Source organism: Bradyrhizobium sp. CCBAU 11357, assembly GCF_028128865.1.
Taxonomy (GTDB): Bacteria; Pseudomonadota; Alphaproteobacteria; order Rhizobiales; family Xanthobacteraceae; genus Bradyrhizobium.
The window spans coordinates 18,946-35,301 of record NZ_LBJW01000084.1 but is presented as its reverse complement, the minus strand read 5'-3'; the positions used below and the strand labels follow the sequence as shown (position 1 = coordinate 35,301).

13 protein-coding genes are annotated in these 16,356 nt (G+C 66.3%); 7 read left to right on the top strand and 6 right to left on the bottom strand.

Annotated elements, in window-relative coordinates; genetic code table 11:
- Positions 1–108: 108 nt before the first annotated feature.
- A complete protein-coding gene (locus XI05_RS11135; RefSeq protein ID WP_271501421.1) occupies positions 109–5,817 on the bottom strand; it encodes an apolipoprotein A1/A4/E family protein in 5,709 nt (1,902 codons plus the stop codon).
- A gap of 396 nt (positions 5,818–6,213) precedes the next feature.
- On the opposite strand from XI05_RS11135, the gene XI05_RS11130 reads away from it, so the two are divergent.
- Positions 6,214–6,588, top strand: a complete 375-nt coding sequence (locus tag XI05_RS11130) for an Hpt domain-containing protein (RefSeq protein WP_271501418.1) — start codon at positions 6,214–6,216, stop codon at positions 6,586–6,588.
- A 165-nt stretch (positions 6,589–6,753) separates the two neighbouring features.
- On the top strand, positions 6,754–7,074 hold the full coding sequence (locus XI05_RS11125; protein ID WP_271501416.1) for a 2Fe-2S iron-sulfur cluster-binding protein: 321 nt from the start codon (positions 6,754–6,756) through the stop codon (positions 7,072–7,074).
- A gap of 28 nt (positions 7,075–7,102) precedes the next feature.
- Here XI05_RS11125 and XI05_RS11120 read toward each other — a convergent pair whose 3' ends face one another.
- Positions 7,103–7,570 (bottom strand): acyl-CoA thioesterase, encoded by a 468-nt coding sequence (locus XI05_RS11120; RefSeq protein WP_271501413.1) that lies wholly within the window; start codon positions 7,568–7,570, stop codon positions 7,103–7,105.
- Positions 7,571–7,752: 182 nt separating this feature from the next.
- On the opposite strand from XI05_RS11120, the gene XI05_RS11115 reads away from it, so the two are divergent.
- The 3 genes from XI05_RS11115 (at position 7,753) to XI05_RS11105 (ending at position 10,196) form a co-directional block, all read left to right on the top strand.
- The gene (locus XI05_RS11115; protein ID WP_271501411.1) at positions 7,753–8,781 is read left to right on the top strand and encodes an NAD(P)/FAD-dependent oxidoreductase; all 1,029 of its coding nucleotides are present in this window, start codon (positions 7,753–7,755) and stop codon (positions 8,779–8,781) included.
- Between the two features lie 190 nt (positions 8,782–8,971).
- Positions 8,972–9,565 (top strand): DUF2147 domain-containing protein, encoded by a 594-nt coding sequence (locus XI05_RS11110; protein ID WP_271501409.1) that lies wholly within the window; start codon positions 8,972–8,974, stop codon positions 9,563–9,565.
- A 277-nt stretch (positions 9,566–9,842) separates the two neighbouring features.
- The gene (locus XI05_RS11105) at positions 9,843–10,196 is read left to right on the top strand and encodes a hypothetical protein (RefSeq protein WP_271501408.1); all 354 of its coding nucleotides are present in this window, start codon (positions 9,843–9,845) and stop codon (positions 10,194–10,196) included.
- Positions 10,197–10,251: 55 nt separating this feature from the next.
- On the opposite strand, the gene XI05_RS11100 is transcribed toward XI05_RS11105, so the two are convergent.
- The 3 genes from XI05_RS11100 to XI05_RS11090 form a co-directional block, all read right to left on the bottom strand.
- Complete coding sequence (locus XI05_RS11100; protein ID WP_271501406.1) at positions 10,252–10,521, bottom strand: hypothetical protein; 270 nt, start codon at positions 10,519–10,521, stop codon at positions 10,252–10,254.
- Positions 10,522–10,714: 193 nt separating this feature from the next.
- Entirely contained in the window at positions 10,715–12,079 is a 1,365-nt protein-coding gene (locus XI05_RS11095; protein ID WP_271501403.1) for a sensor histidine kinase, read from the bottom strand.
- Positions 12,076–12,756, bottom strand: a complete 681-nt coding sequence (locus tag XI05_RS11090; RefSeq protein WP_271501402.1) for a response regulator transcription factor — start codon at positions 12,754–12,756, stop codon at positions 12,076–12,078. The genes XI05_RS11095 and XI05_RS11090 overlap by 4 nt, the downstream gene beginning before the upstream one ends.
- A 354-nt stretch (positions 12,757–13,110) precedes the next feature.
- Here XI05_RS11090 and XI05_RS11085 point away from each other — a divergent pair, with 354 nt between their 5' ends.
- Together XI05_RS11085 and XI05_RS11080 are read left to right on the top strand one after the other, a co-directional pair.
- Positions 13,111–13,998, top strand: a complete 888-nt coding sequence (locus tag XI05_RS11085) for a MipA/OmpV family protein (RefSeq protein WP_271501400.1) — start codon at positions 13,111–13,113, stop codon at positions 13,996–13,998.
- A 3-nt stretch (positions 13,999–14,001) separates the two neighbouring features.
- Positions 14,002–14,742 carry a hypothetical protein gene (locus tag XI05_RS11080; protein WP_271501398.1) on the top strand — a complete coding sequence of 247 codons (741 nt, stop codon included), beginning with the start codon at positions 14,002–14,004 and terminating at the stop codon, positions 14,740–14,742.
- Between the two features lie 60 nt (positions 14,743–14,802).
- Here the strand turns inward: XI05_RS11080 and garD are convergent, their stop codons facing one another.
- A complete protein-coding gene (gene garD / locus XI05_RS11075; RefSeq protein WP_271501396.1) occupies positions 14,803–16,344 on the bottom strand; it encodes a galactarate dehydratase in 1,542 nt (513 codons plus the stop codon).
- Positions 16,345–16,356: the final 12 nt, after the last annotated feature.

Below are 16,356 nucleotides of genomic sequence, written 5' to 3'. Positions count from 1 at the left end.
AGAAGCGCTGCGCTGCGTCCGGGGCACGAGAGCGCGGATGACGCACTCAAACAAAAACGGAGGCCGAGAGGCCTCCGTTTTCTTTCGCTGTTCGTTGCTATCGGCCGCTCACCCCAGGCGGCCCGCCGCGTGCGCGAGCAGCGTGTACACCAGGCCCGTCTCCGAGATCAGGTGGCTGCGCAGCTCCTGCGGGCCGCGGCCGTCGCGGGCGACTTCGTCGAGCAGGCGCTCGAACTCGGCGACGTAGCGGTCGACCGTGCCCTTGAAGTTGCGGTCGGCGCGGTACTTGCGGGCGACCTCGTCGAAGGCCTTCTGGCCGGCGGGCGTGTAGAGGCGCTTGGTGAAGGCCTTGTTCTCGCCGCGCTGGTAGCGGTCCCACATCTCGGCCGCGAGGTTGCGGTCCATCAGCCGGCCGATGTCGAGCGACAGCGATTCCAGCGGATTGCCGCTGCTCTGCGGAGCCTGCGGCTGCGGTGCAGGGGCAGCAGCACGGCCACGGGGAGCCTCACGGCCGTTCGGAGCGTCCTGGTTGGCGTCCGTGCGGTTGAGCAGGTCCGACAGCCAGCCGTCACGGTTCTGGTCGTTGTTGCCGGGCGCGACCGGCGGCGCTTCGGTGCGGCGCGAGGCCGGCAGGCCGAGGTCCGGCGGCGGCAGCGTCGAAGCGCTGCCCGTATCGCGCATGCGGGTCTCGGTCGCCCGGCCGCCGACGGCTGCAAGTATCGGCTCTTCCTGGCGCTGCACGCTGGCGCGGCCCGCCGTGGTGACGTCGAGCCCGCGGCCGTGCTGGGCCACGATGCGGTTGAGCTCGGCGAGCGCCTCGATCTGGTCGACGATCACCTTGCGCATCTGCGCCGTGCTCTCGGCGGCCTCCTGCGGCATCTCGAGCACGCCGCGGCGCAGCTCGTTGCGGGTGGCTTCGAGCTCGTTGTGCATCTCGAAAGCCATCTGCTTCATGCTGGCGACGAGGTTGGTGAACTTCTCGGTCGACTGCTTGAACATCGCATCCGCCTCATCGGTGGTCTGGCGGTAGATGTCGTGCATGGCCTCGATGGTCTGCCGGTGCTCCTCTTCGGATGCCGCGCGCACCGCCTCGAACTGGCGGGTGATCGCAGCCGAGCCGGCGCCGGCGGTCTCGGCGACGACGCGGGCGATGTCGCGGGCGCGCTCTTCGGCAGCCGCCAGCGATTCATCGAGCAGGCCGGTGAAGCGCGACAGCCGCTGGTCGAGATCGGCCGTGCGCAGGTCGATCGTGGTGACGAGCGATTCCAGCGCCTGCTTGCGCTCGGCGAGCGAGGCGGTGGTGTTCTTGTTGCTCTGCTCGACGACCTGCGCGGCCTCGACCAGCGCCTGGCCGTGTTTGTCGAACTGCGTCGACAGCTCGCCGAGATCCTGCAGCGCCTTCGTGGTCTTGCTGTTGAAGACGTTGAGCTGCTCTTCCAGGTTCTGCGTCGCCGCGCCGTTGCGCGAAGTGACGTCGTTCATCGCCGAGACGAAGTCGGCGACGCGGGTCACCAGCGCCCGCTCGAGCGAGTTGAGGTTGTCGTGCGCACCGGTCAGCACCTCCTGGAGCAGGATGTTGCCTTCGCGCAGGCGCTCGAACAGGGCGACCGTGTCGGTGCGCAGGATCTTGCTGGTCTCCTGCATCTCGGTGACGGCCGCAATCGAGACCTGGCGCGACTGGTCGATCGCGGAACGCGAGGACTGCTCGAGATCCTTGAGCGACTTGCTGACGGCGCTGGTGGCGACCTCGCTCGCCGCGTTGATGGTGCGGGCGACTTCCGAGCCGTTGCCCATCATGGTCTGCGAGAAGGCCTGGCCGCGCGTCTCGATCGACTTCAGCGCGTCGGAGGTGACGCGGTCGATGTCGAGCGTGAGCTGGCTGGTCTTCGAGCCGATCGCGTCGACCAGCGCGCCGCGCTTGGCGTCGATCATGTTCGACAGGCGGTCGGCCTGCTGCTGCACATAGGTGACGATCTCGTCGGTCTTGCCGGTCATGGCCTGGCCGAAGCTGGAGCTGGCGGCGAGCACCGAACGCTCGACGTCGGCCGAGCTCGACTTGACGCGCGAGCTCGCCTCGTTGGAGGCGGAGATCAGCGCGTTCTGGGCGTTGAGCGCGCTGGTCTGGATGTCGTTGGTGGCGTTGGCGGTGGCCGCGCTCAGCGTGCGCTCGATCTCGGTCGAGATCGTGCGGATCTGGCTCGCGGCGTCGGCCGAAGTCGAGGTCAGCGAGATCTGGGCCTCACGCGCGCTGTTCAGGATGGTCGAGGCGGTGTCGGCGCCGACCGCGGTCAGCGTGCGCTCGATATCCGTCGTCAGCGACTTGATCTGGCTCGCCGCGTCGGTCGAGGCGGAGATCAGCGTGCCCTGGGCCTCGCGAACGCCGCTGGTGAGCGCCTCGATGGTGGCGCCGCCGGCGGTCGCCAGCGCGCGCTGCATCTCGGCCGCGAGCGAACGGACCTGGCTGGTCTGCTCGGCCGAGACCGCGAGCAGGGTGCTCTGGGCGTCGCGGGCGCTGGTGGTGATCGTCTCGGCGGTGGACTGGCCGACCTGCGAGAGCGAGCGATGCACTTCGGCCGCGAGCGACTTGACCTGGCTCGCCGCGTCCGAGGACGCCGTCACCAGCGTGCTCTGGGCCTCGCGGGCGCCGCTCATGATGGTCTCGGCCGTCGAGGTGCCCGCCATCGTCAGCGAACGCTGCACGTCCGAGGACAGCGCCTTGATCTGGTTGGCGGTCTCGGTCGAGGCCGTGATCAGCGTGCTCTGCGCATCGCGGGCGCCGGCGGTGATCGATTCCGCGGTGGCGGTGCCGGCCATGGACAGCGAGCGCTGCACGTCGGCGGTGAGCGTCTTGACCTGGTTGGCCGCATCCGAGGACGCGGTGACGAGGGTGGTCTGCACCTCGCGGGCGCCGGCCAGGATCGAGGCTGCGGTAGCGGAGCCCGCCGCCGACAGCGTGCGCTCGACGTCGGCCGCGAGCCCCTTGATCTGGGTGGAGGCTTCGCCCGAGGCCGCGACCAGCGTCGACTGCGCTTCGCGCGCGCTGGTCAGGATCGAGTTCGCCGCACCGGTGCCGACCGCGGTCAGCGCCTGCTCGACCTCGGCGGAGGTCATCTTGAGCTGGGCGTTGACGTCGGAGGAGACCGTCAGCAGCGACTGCTGGGCGGTGCGCGCGCCGGTCTGGATGGTCTCGCTGGTGTTGACGACGAGGTTGGTGAGCGAGCGCTCGGCGTCCTCGACATGCGAGCGGATCGCGGTCGAGATCATCTCGGCGCGGGACATCATGTCCTCGCTGGCCTGGCGTCCGCTGCTTTCGATGCGGCCGGCGACGGCCTCGACGCGCGAGCCGAGCAGGTCCTCGAACTGCGCCACGCGCACGTCGATGTCGCTGGCGACCGACCCGACCTTGGTCTCGATGGCCTGCTGGATCTCCTGGAAGCGCGCCGTGACCGTGTCGGTCAGATGCATGCTGCGGCCGTCGATGATCTCGGCGACGCCGGTGATGCGGCGGTCGACGGCCTCGATCGCCTGCGCGGTGCCGTCGGTGAGCGTCGAGCTCAGCAGCGTGAGGCGGGTGTCGATCGATTGCACGGCTTGCGAGGCGCCGTTGGTCACGGCGGTGGTCAGGTAGGTGAGGCGGGCGTCGATGGATTCGAGCGCCTGCGTGGCGCCGCCGGTGAGCGTCGTCGTGAGGTGCGTCAAGCGGGTGTCGATCGACTGGATGGTCTGCGACGCACCATCGGTCAGCGACGTCGTGAGATGGCTGAGGCGTGCATCGATCGTTTCGATGGCCTGCGACGCGCCGCCGGTCAGCGAGGTCGTGAGGTGGGTGAGGCGGGAGTCGATCGACTGGATCGCCTGCGCGGCACCGTCGGTCAGCGACGTCGCCAGCGTGTTGATGCGTCCGTCGATGGTTTCGGTCATCGACTTCGCGCGGCCGTCGAACGACTGTTCGAGCGCGGCGACGCGGCCGACGAGCTGCTCGTCGAAGGTCCTGATGTGGCCTTCGATGGTGCCGTCGAGGCTGGCGATCTTGCCGTTTAGCGAAGCGTCGATATTGCCGACGCGTTCGCCGATCGTGGTCTCGAACTGCGCGAGGCGCTGGTCGAGCACCGCCGTGATCTCGCCGCCGTTCGACGTGAAGCGGGTGTCGAAATTGTCGACATAGGTCTTCAGCGTCTCGGCGATGTCCTGCGTGCGCTGGCCCATGCGATCGACGATTTCGCCGCCGAAGGTCTTCACGGTGCGGTCGAACTCGGAGATGTGGCGGGTGATCAGCGCGCCCAGCGTGCCGGAGTCGCGGGCGAACTTCTCGACCAGCTCGGTGCCCTGGTTCCTCACCAGCTCGTCGAACGCGCTCATCTGCAGCGACAGCGAATCGTGCGCGGTCTCGGTCTGGCTGACGACCTTGGCGACCAGGGAGTTGACGGTGGCGTCGAGCGCTTCGCTGGCCTTGTCGCCGCTCGTCATGATCTGGCCGGCGAGGCGGTTGCCGGCATCATCGATCTTGGCGGAGATGTCGTTGGAACGCAGCTCGAGCTCGAGCAGCAGCGAGTCCGACGAGTTCTTCAGGCTGTCGTGCACCTGCTCGGTGCGCTCGGAGATGCCGTCGACGATCGCGGCGGAACGCTGCTCGAACTCGCCGGTGATGCGGTCGATGCGCTCGTTCAGCATCTCGTGGACGCGGTCGGCGAGGTCGACGAACTCGTCGTGGACGTGGCCGGTCTTGAAGTTGAGGCTGGTGGTCAGCCGCTCGCTGGCGTCGAGCACGGCGCGCGTGGTCTCGTTGCTGGCTTCCTCGAGGCGGTCGAGCAGGTCGCCGCCGCGCTCGCCGAGCGCCAGGATCATGTTGTCGCCGGCATTGCTCAGCGCCTGGGTGATATGGGCGCCGCGCTCTTCCAGCGCGCCGGTGATCGACTTGGCGACCTCGTCGACGCGGGAGGCGATCGCGTCCGAGATCAGCGCGATGTCGTGGCGCAGGTCGATCTGCACGCCGGAAATGGCGCTGCGGACCTGCTCGGCCTGGCCGACCAGGTTGTCGCGCTGATGCGCGATGTCCTGGAGCAAAGCGCGGATGCGCACCTCGTTGTCGGAATAGGCGCGTTCGAGCGCGGCGACCTCGTTGGCAACCAGCGTCTCGAGCTCGCCGGCGCGCGCAATCGCACGCTCGATGCCGTCGCCCATCGCCGCGACCTCGCGGCGGATGGCCTGGCCGACGGTGACCATGGAATCGGCGGCCGAGCCTTCCGGCTCGGAGAAGCGGATCGCGACCTGCGCCATCGCCTGCGCGATCATGCGCATTTCCTGGCCGCGCCAGACGAGGCTGGCGAGGAAGTAGAACAGCATGATCGGCGCGAAGAACATCGCAACGAGGCCGGCGATGACGAGCACGCCGCCGCTCTGGCCCATGGCGGCCTGGATCGAGGGCAGGAAGCCGACGGTCAGCGCCGCGCAGGCGGCGAGCCAGATGCCGGCGAAGATGGTGGCGAAGGTGTAGACGCTGCGGGCAGGGCGGCCCTTCTGCAGCGCCTGGAGCAGCTGACCGATGGTCTCGCGGTCGTCATTGGCGGGACGGCGCGCGGTGCGCGGCTCTTCGATCGGGTCGAACACGGTCGAGCGTTCGTTGGCGGCGGGGCGCGGCTCGAAGCTCGGATCGTCGAAGACCGGGGGCGCGGCCGGCGGCACCGGGGGCGCCGTTTCGTTGCGCATCGCGGCGTTGCGGCTGGTATCGGCCGCCGTGTCGCTGATGTTCAGGGCTTCCTGAATCGCAGAAAGCGCAACTTCTGTAGGGTCTTTGACCTTTTTCGGAGTGTTCGCCATGTTCAGTCCGAGCCCTCGTTACTTGTACGCGTCCCCCCGCGAGCCCTGCGCGCGGCGCAAGCCCACAGACCGGATCATGCCGCTTGCGCGGATCTCCGAGCCGTCCCCACCCGGACGGCTTGTCCGCTAATTTCTGCAACATCCTATTGGCAGAGCGTCGCGAATGAAATGCCCGCGATTAAGACATTCTTAATCATCGTTAACAGGATCGGGCCGTAACGCCTTAGCAATCAATGCAATTCTCCACTGGACTCGGCCGATTGCGGCAACTTTTCGTCAATAAACCGGCGGATCTGCGTCAATTTCCCCAAACATTTCGTTAACCATTTCCATGCTTGGGTGAGGGGAACCTGACCGCCGGACCGGCGGCCATCGCGCGATGCCGGGGCCTGCGCCATGACGCCTGAACTGCAACGGATGGACTGGATGCCTTCGCCCCCGCTTGCGCCGATCGACAGCCCGCTCGACCTCGATCACCTCTCCCGGATGACGCTCGGCGATGCCGAGCTGGAGCAGGAAGTGCTGTCCATGTTCGCGGAGCAGGCGGCCCGTCTGCTCGCGGCGATGACAGCATTGCCGGCCGAGACCGGCGCGCTCGCGCACAAGCTCAAGGGCTCGGCGCGCGGGATCGGCGCCTTTGCGGTGGCCGATGCCGCAGCCAGCCTGGAGACTGCGATCCGGACCGGCCATGGCCGGCCCCATGCCTTGGCCGCACTGAAAGAGGCGGTGGCCGAGGCCCGTGCCGCCATCGCGGCGATGCTGAAGCGTTGAGCCGATACGACCGGAGCCGGGCTCTAGTCGCTTGTTTTGACGCGTTTTCTTCCCGCAAAGCGGGATTCAATTCGCAACAAAACGCTATGGCGCCGGGCTGATCGACCCGTTATAGGACAGCCGGGACCCTCCTTCATTCAAAGCACCGCGGCAGCACGAGCACACATGGCCAAGATTCACTTTGTCGACCACAAGGGCGAAACCCGCACGGTGGAAATCGAGAACGGCGCAACCGTGATGGAAGCTGCGATCCGCAACAACATTCCCGGCATCGAGGCCGAATGCGGCGGCGCCTGCGCCTGCGCGACCTGCCATGTCTATGTCGACGAAGCCTGGCGCGAGAAGGTCGGCAGCCCGACGCCGATGGAAGAGGACATGCTCGACTTCGGCTTCGACGTGCGCCCGAATTCGCGCCTGTCTTGCCAGATCAAGGTCTCCGACGAGCTCGACGGCCTCGTCGTGGCGACGCCCGAGCGCCAGGCCTGATCGTCTCCAAGTAGACTATCCAAGTAGACTAGATGCTCGGCGGCGCGACCTCGATGCCGCGCTTGTGCCAGGGTCTGAGCTTCTCGATCACCTCTGCGGTCAGCGGCGCGGGTCGCCGCGTGGCCTCGTCGAGCAGGACGCCGACCGACGTCGCCGACGCAATGCACGTGCCGTTCGAGAACACGACCTGCTCGAATGTCACCGACGTTCGCCCGAGCTTGACCACGCCGAGGCCAAGCTCGATCGTGCTCGGCCAGTGCAGCTCGGCGCGAAAGTGCATGTCGAGCCGCACCATGATCCAGGCCAGCCCCGGCGGGGTCAGACCGTATTCGGGAAGCTTCATCAGCGTGACACGGCCGGTCTCGAAATAAGTGGCGTAGACCGCGTTGTTGACGTGCTGGTTCGGGTCCAGGTCGCCGAACCGGACGTTGTCGCTGAGGCGAAACGGAAAGTCCTCGAGGCGCGGGGTGGTGTCGAGGCGGGCAGGTGCGTTCACCGATTGATCTCCGTCAAATCCATGCTCGTTACAGCCCAGTTATTCTGGCCCGGCAAGTGGGCGCGGCTGCGGGGCGATCCCGCTTTTATGCCTTCCCTGTTCCATCCCCGTTGGCTAGACAGGCAGGGTCACCTCTGCCCAACGGGCGCCGTCCAACCGATAACGACCGATAAAGAGACGACATGAGCGACGTGATCAAAACCGATGTGCTGATTATTGGCGCCGGCCCGTGCGGTCTGTTCGCCGCCTTCGAGCTCGGCCTTCTCGACATGAGGGCGCATTTTGTCGACATCCTCGACAAGGTCGGCGGCCAGTGTGCCGAGCTCTATCCGGAAAAACCGATCTACGACATTCCCGGCATTCCGCATGTGTCGGGGCAGGGGCTGACCGACGCGCTGATGGAGCAGATCAAGCCGTTTCATCCGACCTTCCATCTCGGCGAGATGATCGAGACCGTGGAGAAGATCGGCGATCCCTTGTTTCGCTGTACCACGGATGCCGGCAAGGTGTTCGAATGCAAGGTGGTGGTGATCGCGGCCGGCGGCGGCTCGTTCCAGCCCAAGCGTCCGCCGGTGCCGGGCATCGAGGCTTATGAAGGCACCTCGGTGCATTACGCGGTGCGCAAGATGGAGAATTTCCGCGACAAGAACGTGCTGATCGTCGGCGGCGGCGATTCCGCGCTCGACTGGACGCTCAATCTGCATCCGATTGCCAAGCGCATCACGCTGCTGCATCGGCGCGACGAGTTTCGCGCAGCGCCCCACAGCGTCGAGCAGATGCGCGCGCTGGTTGCCGGCGGCAAGATGGATCTGCGGCTCGGCCAGGTCACCGCGCTCTCCGGCGCCGACGGCAAGCTCGCCGGCGCGACTATCAAGGGCAACGACAACAGCATCACCGAAATCGCCTGCGACACCATGCTGCCGTTCTTCGGGCTGACCATGAAGCTCGGCCCGGTCGCGAACTGGGGCATTGCGCTGGAGAACAATCTGGTGCCGGTCGAGACATCCGCGTTCGAGACCAACGTATCCGGCATCTTCGCGATCGGCGACATCAACACCTATCCCGGCAAGATCAAGTTGATCCTGTGCGGCTTCCACGAGGGCGCGCTGATGTCGCAAAAAGCCCATCGTTATGTCTATCCGGAGAAGCGGCTCGTGTTCCAGTACACGACCTCGTCCTCCAGCCTGCAAAAGAAGCTCGGTGTCAACTGACCGAAGCGTTCCGGGGCGACGGTGCCCCATGTTTCTGGTGCTGGAACCGTTCGCGAAATCGCCGTAGTCTGCGGCCATTCCGGTCGTGGGCTTGGCCAGGTTTTTGGCTTAGCAAAGTGTTGGCTTAGCAAGGTCTTGGCTCAACGAAGTCTTGGCTCAGCAAGGTGATTGGCTCAGCAAGGTGATGATAATGCGGACTCTCGTTTCCAGCTCTCGGCTGCTCTCCTTCCTCGCGCTCGCATTGTCGCTCGCGGCGGTGAGGCCGTGCGCGGCGCAGACCGCCGAGCCCACGGCGGCGGGCCTCTGGCAGAAGGTCGAAGACGGCAAGACGGTCGGATGGTTTCTCTTCATCGATCGCAATGGCGTCTTCGAAGGCGTGATCGCCAAGACCTTTCCGCGGCCGACCGACGATCCGAACGAGGTCTGCTCCAAGTGCACCGACGATCGCAAGAACGCGCCGGTGCTCGGTATCTCCTTCGTCCGCAACATGAAGCGCGAAGGGTTGAAGTACGAAGGCGGCAACGTGCTCAATCCGCGCGACGGCCAGATATGGAAGGCCAACATGCGCGTCAGCCCCGACGGTCAGACCCTGACGCTGCGCGGCTATCTCGGCATCGCGCTGCTCGGCAAGGACGAGACCTGGACGCGCCTGCCGGATGCCTACATCGCGCAGGTCGATCCTGCCATCGTCGCAAAATACTTGCCGGCGCAGGCTGCAGCCGCGAAGCAACCCGCGCCCGCGGCGAAGAAGGGCGGCGCCACGATGGCGCCGGCGAAGCAGTAAGGGCGCAGGCCGGCACTGCGCGGCCTCAATAGCTCTCGCCTTGGCGTAGGGGCCTTCCCCGCCACCAGGTCTCCAGCCTGTGCGACCACCTTCGCCGAAGGGCGAATGCGCCTCGGAACCTTGCCAGTAGTTCCCCGGAATGCGCGCTGGCGCCGGATTTGCATAGCTGTCGGCAAAGCTGCTGGGGGAGCGAGTCGCCGTCTCCACGCCCGCGCACCATGCGGAGGGCGGACGACAGCGTTTGCCCCGCGGTGATCACTTCGATCGCGGAGACCACATGAGACCTGCAAGACAGTGTGCCGCCGTGCTGCTGGGGCTGGCGGTACTGACGCATTCGGCGCTGGCGCGCGACGACGGCCGCTTCGCCAACTCGCCCTTAAAGCCCTGGTTCGAGAGCCTGCATAGCGAATTCGGGCAATGCTGCTCGGATGCCGACGGCTATGTCATTGCCGATGTCGATTGGGAGTCCGATCGCGGCCGCTACCGCGTGCGCATCGACGAGGAGTGGGTCGTGGTGCCCGAAGGCGCCGTGATCACCGTGCCGAACAAGATCGGCCGCACCATGGTGTGGAAGCACTATGTCGACGGCCATCCGCGCGTGCGCTGCTTCATGCCGGGCAGCATGACGTAGACGCGCGTCATTCCGGTCGGCGCGGAGCGCCGAACCCGGAATGACAAAGTCAAGCTCAGTGCGCCTGGTTATTCGAACCCGCGCTCGCGAGCTGCTTGATCCGCGGCGACAGCACTGAGACCTGCACCGGCGAGGCCGGCATGCCGGCGACGATCATAGAAGGGCTTGTCGATTGCTCCTCGACACCGGCGCCGCCGAGCACCTGCACCTGCGTCGCCGTGATCGGAAACGACGTCACTTCGTAGGAGGGAAGCTCGCTGGCGAACGCGGCAGCCGAGCTCGCAATCATGGCGCCGGCAACGGCAATCATCGAGAGAACACGCATTGGAAAATCTCCGTGGAGGATGTCAATCGGAGATTTGGTCGCCGCGATGCCGCAACAGGTTCGCTCGTGCGCGTACAATCCGGTTGCCTTCGGCGCAGATATTGATTGCTTGATGTGAAAGGACGAAACGCGGAAGACGTTTTCCGCGCCAATGTTTCCGGACGGTTTCGCGGAAGGCGCCGATGCGTCCCGCTCAATGCTCTTGCAGATCGAGCTGCGCAGATCTCGCCGGCGCGGCCGCCGCGGCAAAGCGCAGGCTCATCGTGGTGCCGCAGCCGGGCGCGGAAGTGACGATCAACTCTCCGCCATGGGCCGCCATGATCTCGCGGACGATCGACAGGCCGAGACCGGCGCCTTCACCTGCGGCGTTACCGGTCTGGAACGGCTCGGTCAGCCTGTGTTCGGCGCCATCGGGCAGGCCCGCGCCATCATCGTGAATCGACACGCCGTCGCGGCCGAGCGTGGCGACGATGCGCCGCGCGCCATGGGCGTGGATGAGCGCGTTGCCGACGAGATTGGCAAGTGCGCTGCGGATTGCGGCGTCCACGCCCTGCACCACGAATGGACCTTTCCCGTCCTGCTCCAGCGCAAGCTCGATGCCGGCGTCCAGCGCCGAGGGGCTGAAATCGGCCAGCACATCCAGCGTGATCTGGGCAAGGTCGATCGGCCGCTTCTCGATCGCATGATTTTGCAGTCGCGCCAGGTCCAGCATGGCCGAGACCAGCGAGGTCAGCCGGCGGACGTCGCGCACCAGCTCGGCCTTCAGGGCCGGCTCAGGTACGTCCTCGATCTTGGCGCGCAGCAGCGTCAGCGGCGTGCGGAGCTGATGGGCGGCATTGCCGAGGAAGCGGCGCTGCATCCTGATATAGGCGTCGATCTCGCCGAACGCGCGGTTCAGCGCCTTGACCAGCGGCTTCAACTCGCGAGGGACCTCGCTCAGCGAGATCAGGCCTTGCGGTGCTGCAGGGTCGATCGCGAGCGCGCGAAGCGCCACCCGTTCGATACCGCGCGAGACGAAACGGGCGGCCAGCGCCGCGCCGACGGCGACCGTCGCGGCAAAGGCCAGCGCCAGGAGCATGATCGAGAAGATGCTGCGGATGAGAAAGTTTCTCGCCATCCGGCCGAAGCGGACTTGAGGCTCGCCGACCATCATCGCGAGCTGCAAGGGACCTCTTTGCACGACGGCGAGGCAGAAGGTGCTCTTCTGGTCGAGCGTGCTGAAGACCGACGAGCCGACGGGCCCGTGATAAGGGAACGCGAAGGGCAGGGCTGGCCGGCGCTCAGCGCCATACTCGGCGACCATGTCGCCGACCGACACGACGTACCAGAGGTTGGGGCTGTCCGCCTTGAGCTCCTCGAGGGCGGGAGTCGGTCGGACCGTCAGGATGTTGCCTTCGATCACCGTGGCGCGATCGACAGCGGCCGCCACGACCCGGCAGGCCCTGAACTCGCGTTCCTCCATCGGGTAGCGCCAGATGAAGAGGCCGAGCATGATCAGGAAGATCGTCGTCGCGGCAATGCCGAGCGACAGCGCAAAGGTCCGGGCGATCGACATCATCGCGGCGTCGCCAGCCGCAGGATGTAGCCGATGCCCCGCATGCTGCGGATCTCGACGTCGCCGCCGAGCTCGGCCAGTTTCTTGCGCAGGCGCGAGACCTGCGCTTCGAGCGTGTTGGATTCGATCTCGTCGTCGAAGCCGTAGATCTCCTCGATCAGGGCGGCGCGGGTGATGACGCGGTCGCGCCGCATCAATAGCGCCCCCAGGATCAGCGCCTCGCGCCGGCGCAGCAGGATCTTGGTGTCGGCGACCACCGCCTCGTTGCTGCCGAGGTGCAGCTCGACATTGCCGAGCGACAGCACCGACGGGGCGAGCAGGCGGGGCCGGCGCAGCACGGCGCGCACGCGCGCAATCAGCTCCTGCGGCTCGAACGGCTTGCCGAGATAGTCGTCGGCGCCGCCGTTGAGCCCTTCGACGACATCCTCCTTGGCGTCCTTGGACGTCAGCATGATGATCGCCGGGCGATCCGCCGATTGGCTCAGCGCCGTGACGACCTCGAGCGCATCTCCGTCGGGCAGCATCCGGTCGACGATCGCCAGATCATATTTGAAATTGTCCAGGGCCTGGCCGGCATCGGCGATCGAGCCGACGAGGTCGACGATGCCGTGCAATTGCCCGAGCAGGCGGCTGACATAGGCGCCGATCTGTGGTTCGTCTTCGATCACGAGGGAGCGCACGCGGGTCGTCCTTGACTCTGCTGGGGCAACGAAACCCTGACCGTGACGCTCCCTGGCCGAATTCTGGCGTTTCGGCTCGTGCGCAAGGGTTCCCATTAAGGCAGCGAGCTTGGCGAATAAAAGGCAGGAACGGGTGAGCGCGCGGGCCCGGCCCGTCAAGTTTTGAGGGCGTGATCGCGGCTCGGCAATGTTGGGGCAATGTTGATCCGGGCGGCGCGCCTGGCCGGCGCCGGACGTATCCCCTCGGCATCGGATCGCACCTTGCAATCTTGGGGCAATTTTGCCGGACCAGATGCTGTGGCTCCTAATCACATCAGTCGACTCGGCTCACAAGGCCGGTCCGGGGCCCCTGCAATGAATGACTTCGAAGAAGCCGCTCTCCGCCTCACGGCGATTGTGCGGCGGACGACCATCTGTCTCGTCGCACTCGCTGCGATCATGGCGACTGCGCCATCGGTATCGGCGCAGACCGCGTTCACGCTGCCAGCGCCGCCATTCGAGCTGCCGATGCTGCCCTCGCCATCCGGAAACTGGACCGTCATGGTCGGCATCGGCGGCGAATACACGCCTGACTTCGTGGGATCGAAGAACGGGAAGTTTCTTCCGATCCCGATCTTCTCGATCCGCCGCGCCGGATCGATCGACCAGTTTCGCGGACCGCGCGACAGCGCCAGCATCGCGCTGTTCGACGTCGGCAATTTTCGCGCGGGCCCCGCGTTCAAATACGTCGCCTCGCGCAAGAGCGACAAATATGCCGAGCTGACCGGGCTCGGCGACGTCAAGGCCGCCTATGAGCTCGGTGGCTTCGTCGAGTACTATCCGGTTGACTGGCTGCGCCTGCGCAGCGAGCTGCGCCAGGGCATGGGCGGCCATACCGGCACCGTGGCGGATGTTTCTGCCGACGTCATCGTGCCGCTGATTCAAAGGCTGACGATCTCCGCCGGCCCGCGCTTCACCTGGAAGAGCACCAAGGCCACCTCGCCGTATTTCGGCGTCGACGCCGTGCAGGCGCTGGCATCGGGGCTGCCGACATACAATGCCAGGGGCGGTGCGCACTCGGTCGGCTTCGGCAGCCAGATCTCCTACCGCATCAATCCGCAGTGGGAGGTCCACGCCTATGTCGAGTACCAGAAGCTGCTCGGTGACGCCGCGAACAGCCCGCTGGTGAAGCTGCGCGGATCCTCAAACCAGACCACTGTCGGCGTTGGCGCGTCCTATTCGTTCGATTTCAGGATCCGATAGATCATGCGCGGCAAGCTCATCCTAATTCTCGCCTGCGCGATCGCCTGCGTCGCGCTCGGCGCCGCCGCGGCGTTCGAGACGCGCGCGAGCCGGCTTCAGGCGATCAAGACCGTCGGCATCATCTCGGCGATCGGCGAAGAGATCAGCCTGACGCGAGCCGGTCTGACCGGGCTCGACAACGCCGCGCAGAGCGCCTCGATCAGCGCATGGGGGCTGGACGAGCTGATCGTCCAGCAGGCGACGAAGTTGCTGAGCGGACGCTTCCGCGTGCAGCCGGTGAGCTACCGGCGCGCGGCCTTCGCTGCGATCAGGGATTCGGCGGTCGCGCCCGTCAATCTCTTGCGCAGCGATCCCTTCAAGGAGCTGGTGCGCAGCGACGTCACGCCGCAGGGACTGGATGCGTATATCGTCATCACCCGGGCGAGATCAAAGCTTGGCAACGGCCGCAACGTCGAGGGTGTCGGGCTCGCTGAATATCGGACGCTGCTTGCGGATTACGGGCTGATCCACGCGTTGTACGAGGTTCGCATCATCGAGGGCAAGTCGTTCGACGTGATCGAGAAGAGGGCGGCCGCGCCGCTCGACAACACCGGAACGGTGAGGATCGCCGGCCCGAGCGGGCCGATCGAAGCGACGTTCGAGGGCTCCGGTTCGAGCGAACGGCTGCGCGCGGCGATCGCGGACCTGATCACGCGCAGCCTGCCGTTCACGCTGGGCGACATGCACCTGATCGAGGGCCAGTGACGGTTCTGTTTTGACGCGTTTTCTTGACGCGAACCGGGATCCACTTCGCTCGAAAACGCTTTAGGTCACCGGCGCGGGATTGAACAAGGTGAGGTCGTTGTGGATGCCCCAGCGATCCGACCACGGCTTGGTGCGGCCGGAGGCGACGTCGAGGATGAGGCGGAACAGGTCCCAGCCGGTCTCCTCGATGGTCTTCTCGCCGGTGGCGATGCTGCCGGCGTCGAAGTCGATCAGGTCCTTCCAGCGCCGTGCGAGCTCGCTGCGCGTCGCGACCTTGATCACCGGCGCTGCCGCAAGGCCGTAGGGTGTGCCGCGGCCGGTGGTGAAGACCTGCAACGTCATCCCGGAGGCGAGCTGGAGCGTGCCGCAGATGAAGTCGGAGGCGGGCGTCGCAGCGAACAGCATGCCCTTCTGCGTCGCCTTCTCGCCGGGCGAGAGCACGCCTTGAATCGCGCTCGAGCCGGACTTGACGATGGAGCCGAGCGACTTCTCGACGATGTTGGCAAGGCCGCCCTTCTTGTTGCCGGGCGTGGTGTTGGCGCTGCGGTCGGCGCCGCCGCGGGCGAGATAAGAGTCGTACCAGGCCATTTCGCGCACCAGCGCGCGGCCGACGTCCTCGTTGATGGCGCGGCGGGTGAGCAGCTGGATCGCGTCGCGCACCTCGGTCACTTCCGAGAACATCACGGTGGCGCCGGCGCGCACCAGGAGATCCGCGGCGAAGCCGACGGCGGGATTGGCGGTGACGCCGGAGAAGGCATCGCTGCCGCCGCATTGCAGTCCGATGACGAGGTCGGAGGCCGGGCAGGTCTCGCGCTTGCGGGTGTTGAGAACTTTCAGGCGCGCCTCGGCCTGGGTCATGATCGCATCGACGATCGCGCCAAAGCCGTCAAAGGCCTCGTCCTGCATGCGCACGATGGCGTCATTCACGCCTTCCGGCACCAGGCGCTCGGGCGCGAGCTTCTCGCAGCCCAGGCCAACGACGAGAATCTCGCCGCCGAAATTCGGGTTGAGCGCGAGGTTCTGCAGGGTGCGGATCGGCACGACAGCGTCGGGCGCGGTGATGGCGACGCCGCAGCCATAGGCATGCGTCAGCGGCACGACGTCGTCGACGTTGGGATACTTCGGCAGCAGCTCGGCGCGGATGCGCTTGACCGCATATTCCATGGTGCCCTTGACGCATTGCACCGAGGAGGAGATGCCGAGGATGTTCTTGGTTCCGACCGAGCCGTCCGGATTGCGATAGCCCTCGAAGGTGAAGCCTTCGAGCGGCGGCAGCGGCGCGGGGACGGCGGTGGAGATCTCGAGCTTGTCGAGGGCAGGGGCCTCCGGCATGCGGATTCGCGCCTCGTCCACCCATTCACCGGCCAGGATCGGCGACAGCGCGTAGCCGATGATCTCGCCATAACGGATGATGGGTTCGCCTTCGGCGATGTCGACCAGCGCGGTCTTGTGTCCCTGCGGGACGAAGGCGCGGAGCGTCAGGCCGCTGGCGAAGCGCGAGCCGGCGGGGAGCCCGAAATCATTGACCACGATCGCGACATTGTCGCGCTCGTTGAGCTTGATGTAGCGGGGCTGCTCTTTCGCTGCGACGTCCTGGTCCATCTGCGCTTGCCT

Excerpts from the sequence above, each read along its gene's own strand:
- XI05_RS11130 (WP_271501418.1), top strand. The coding sequence starts at position 6,214 with ATGACGCCTGAACTGCAACGGATGGACTGGATGCCTTCGCCCCCGCTT.
- XI05_RS11125 (WP_271501416.1), top strand. The coding sequence starts at position 6,754 with ATGGCCAAGATTCACTTTGTCGACCACAAGGGCGAAACCCGCACGGTG.
- XI05_RS11110 (WP_271501409.1), top strand. The coding sequence starts at position 8,972 with ATGCGGACTCTCGTTTCCAGCTCTCGGCTGCTCTCCTTCCTCGCGCTC.
- XI05_RS11115 (WP_271501411.1), top strand. The coding sequence starts at position 7,753 with ATGAGCGACGTGATCAAAACCGATGTGCTGATTATTGGCGCCGGCCCG.
- XI05_RS11100 (WP_271501406.1), bottom strand. The coding sequence starts at position 10,521 with ATGCGTGTTCTCTCGATGATTGCCGTTGCCGGCGCCATGATTGCGAGC.
- XI05_RS11135 (WP_271501421.1), bottom strand. The coding sequence starts at position 5,817 with ATGGCGAACACTCCGAAAAAGGTCAAAGACCCTACAGAAGTTGCGCTT.
- XI05_RS11105 (WP_271501408.1), top strand. The coding sequence starts at position 9,843 with ATGAGACCTGCAAGACAGTGTGCCGCCGTGCTGCTGGGGCTGGCGGTA.
- garD (WP_271501396.1), bottom strand. The coding sequence starts at position 16,344 with ATGGACCAGGACGTCGCAGCGAAAGAGCAGCCCCGCTACATCAAGCTC.
- XI05_RS11085 (WP_271501400.1), top strand. The coding sequence starts at position 13,111 with ATGAATGACTTCGAAGAAGCCGCTCTCCGCCTCACGGCGATTGTGCGG.
- XI05_RS11095 (WP_271501403.1), bottom strand. The coding sequence starts at position 12,079 with ATGATGTCGATCGCCCGGACCTTTGCGCTGTCGCTCGGCATTGCCGCG.
- XI05_RS11080 (WP_271501398.1), top strand. The coding sequence starts at position 14,002 with ATGCGCGGCAAGCTCATCCTAATTCTCGCCTGCGCGATCGCCTGCGTC.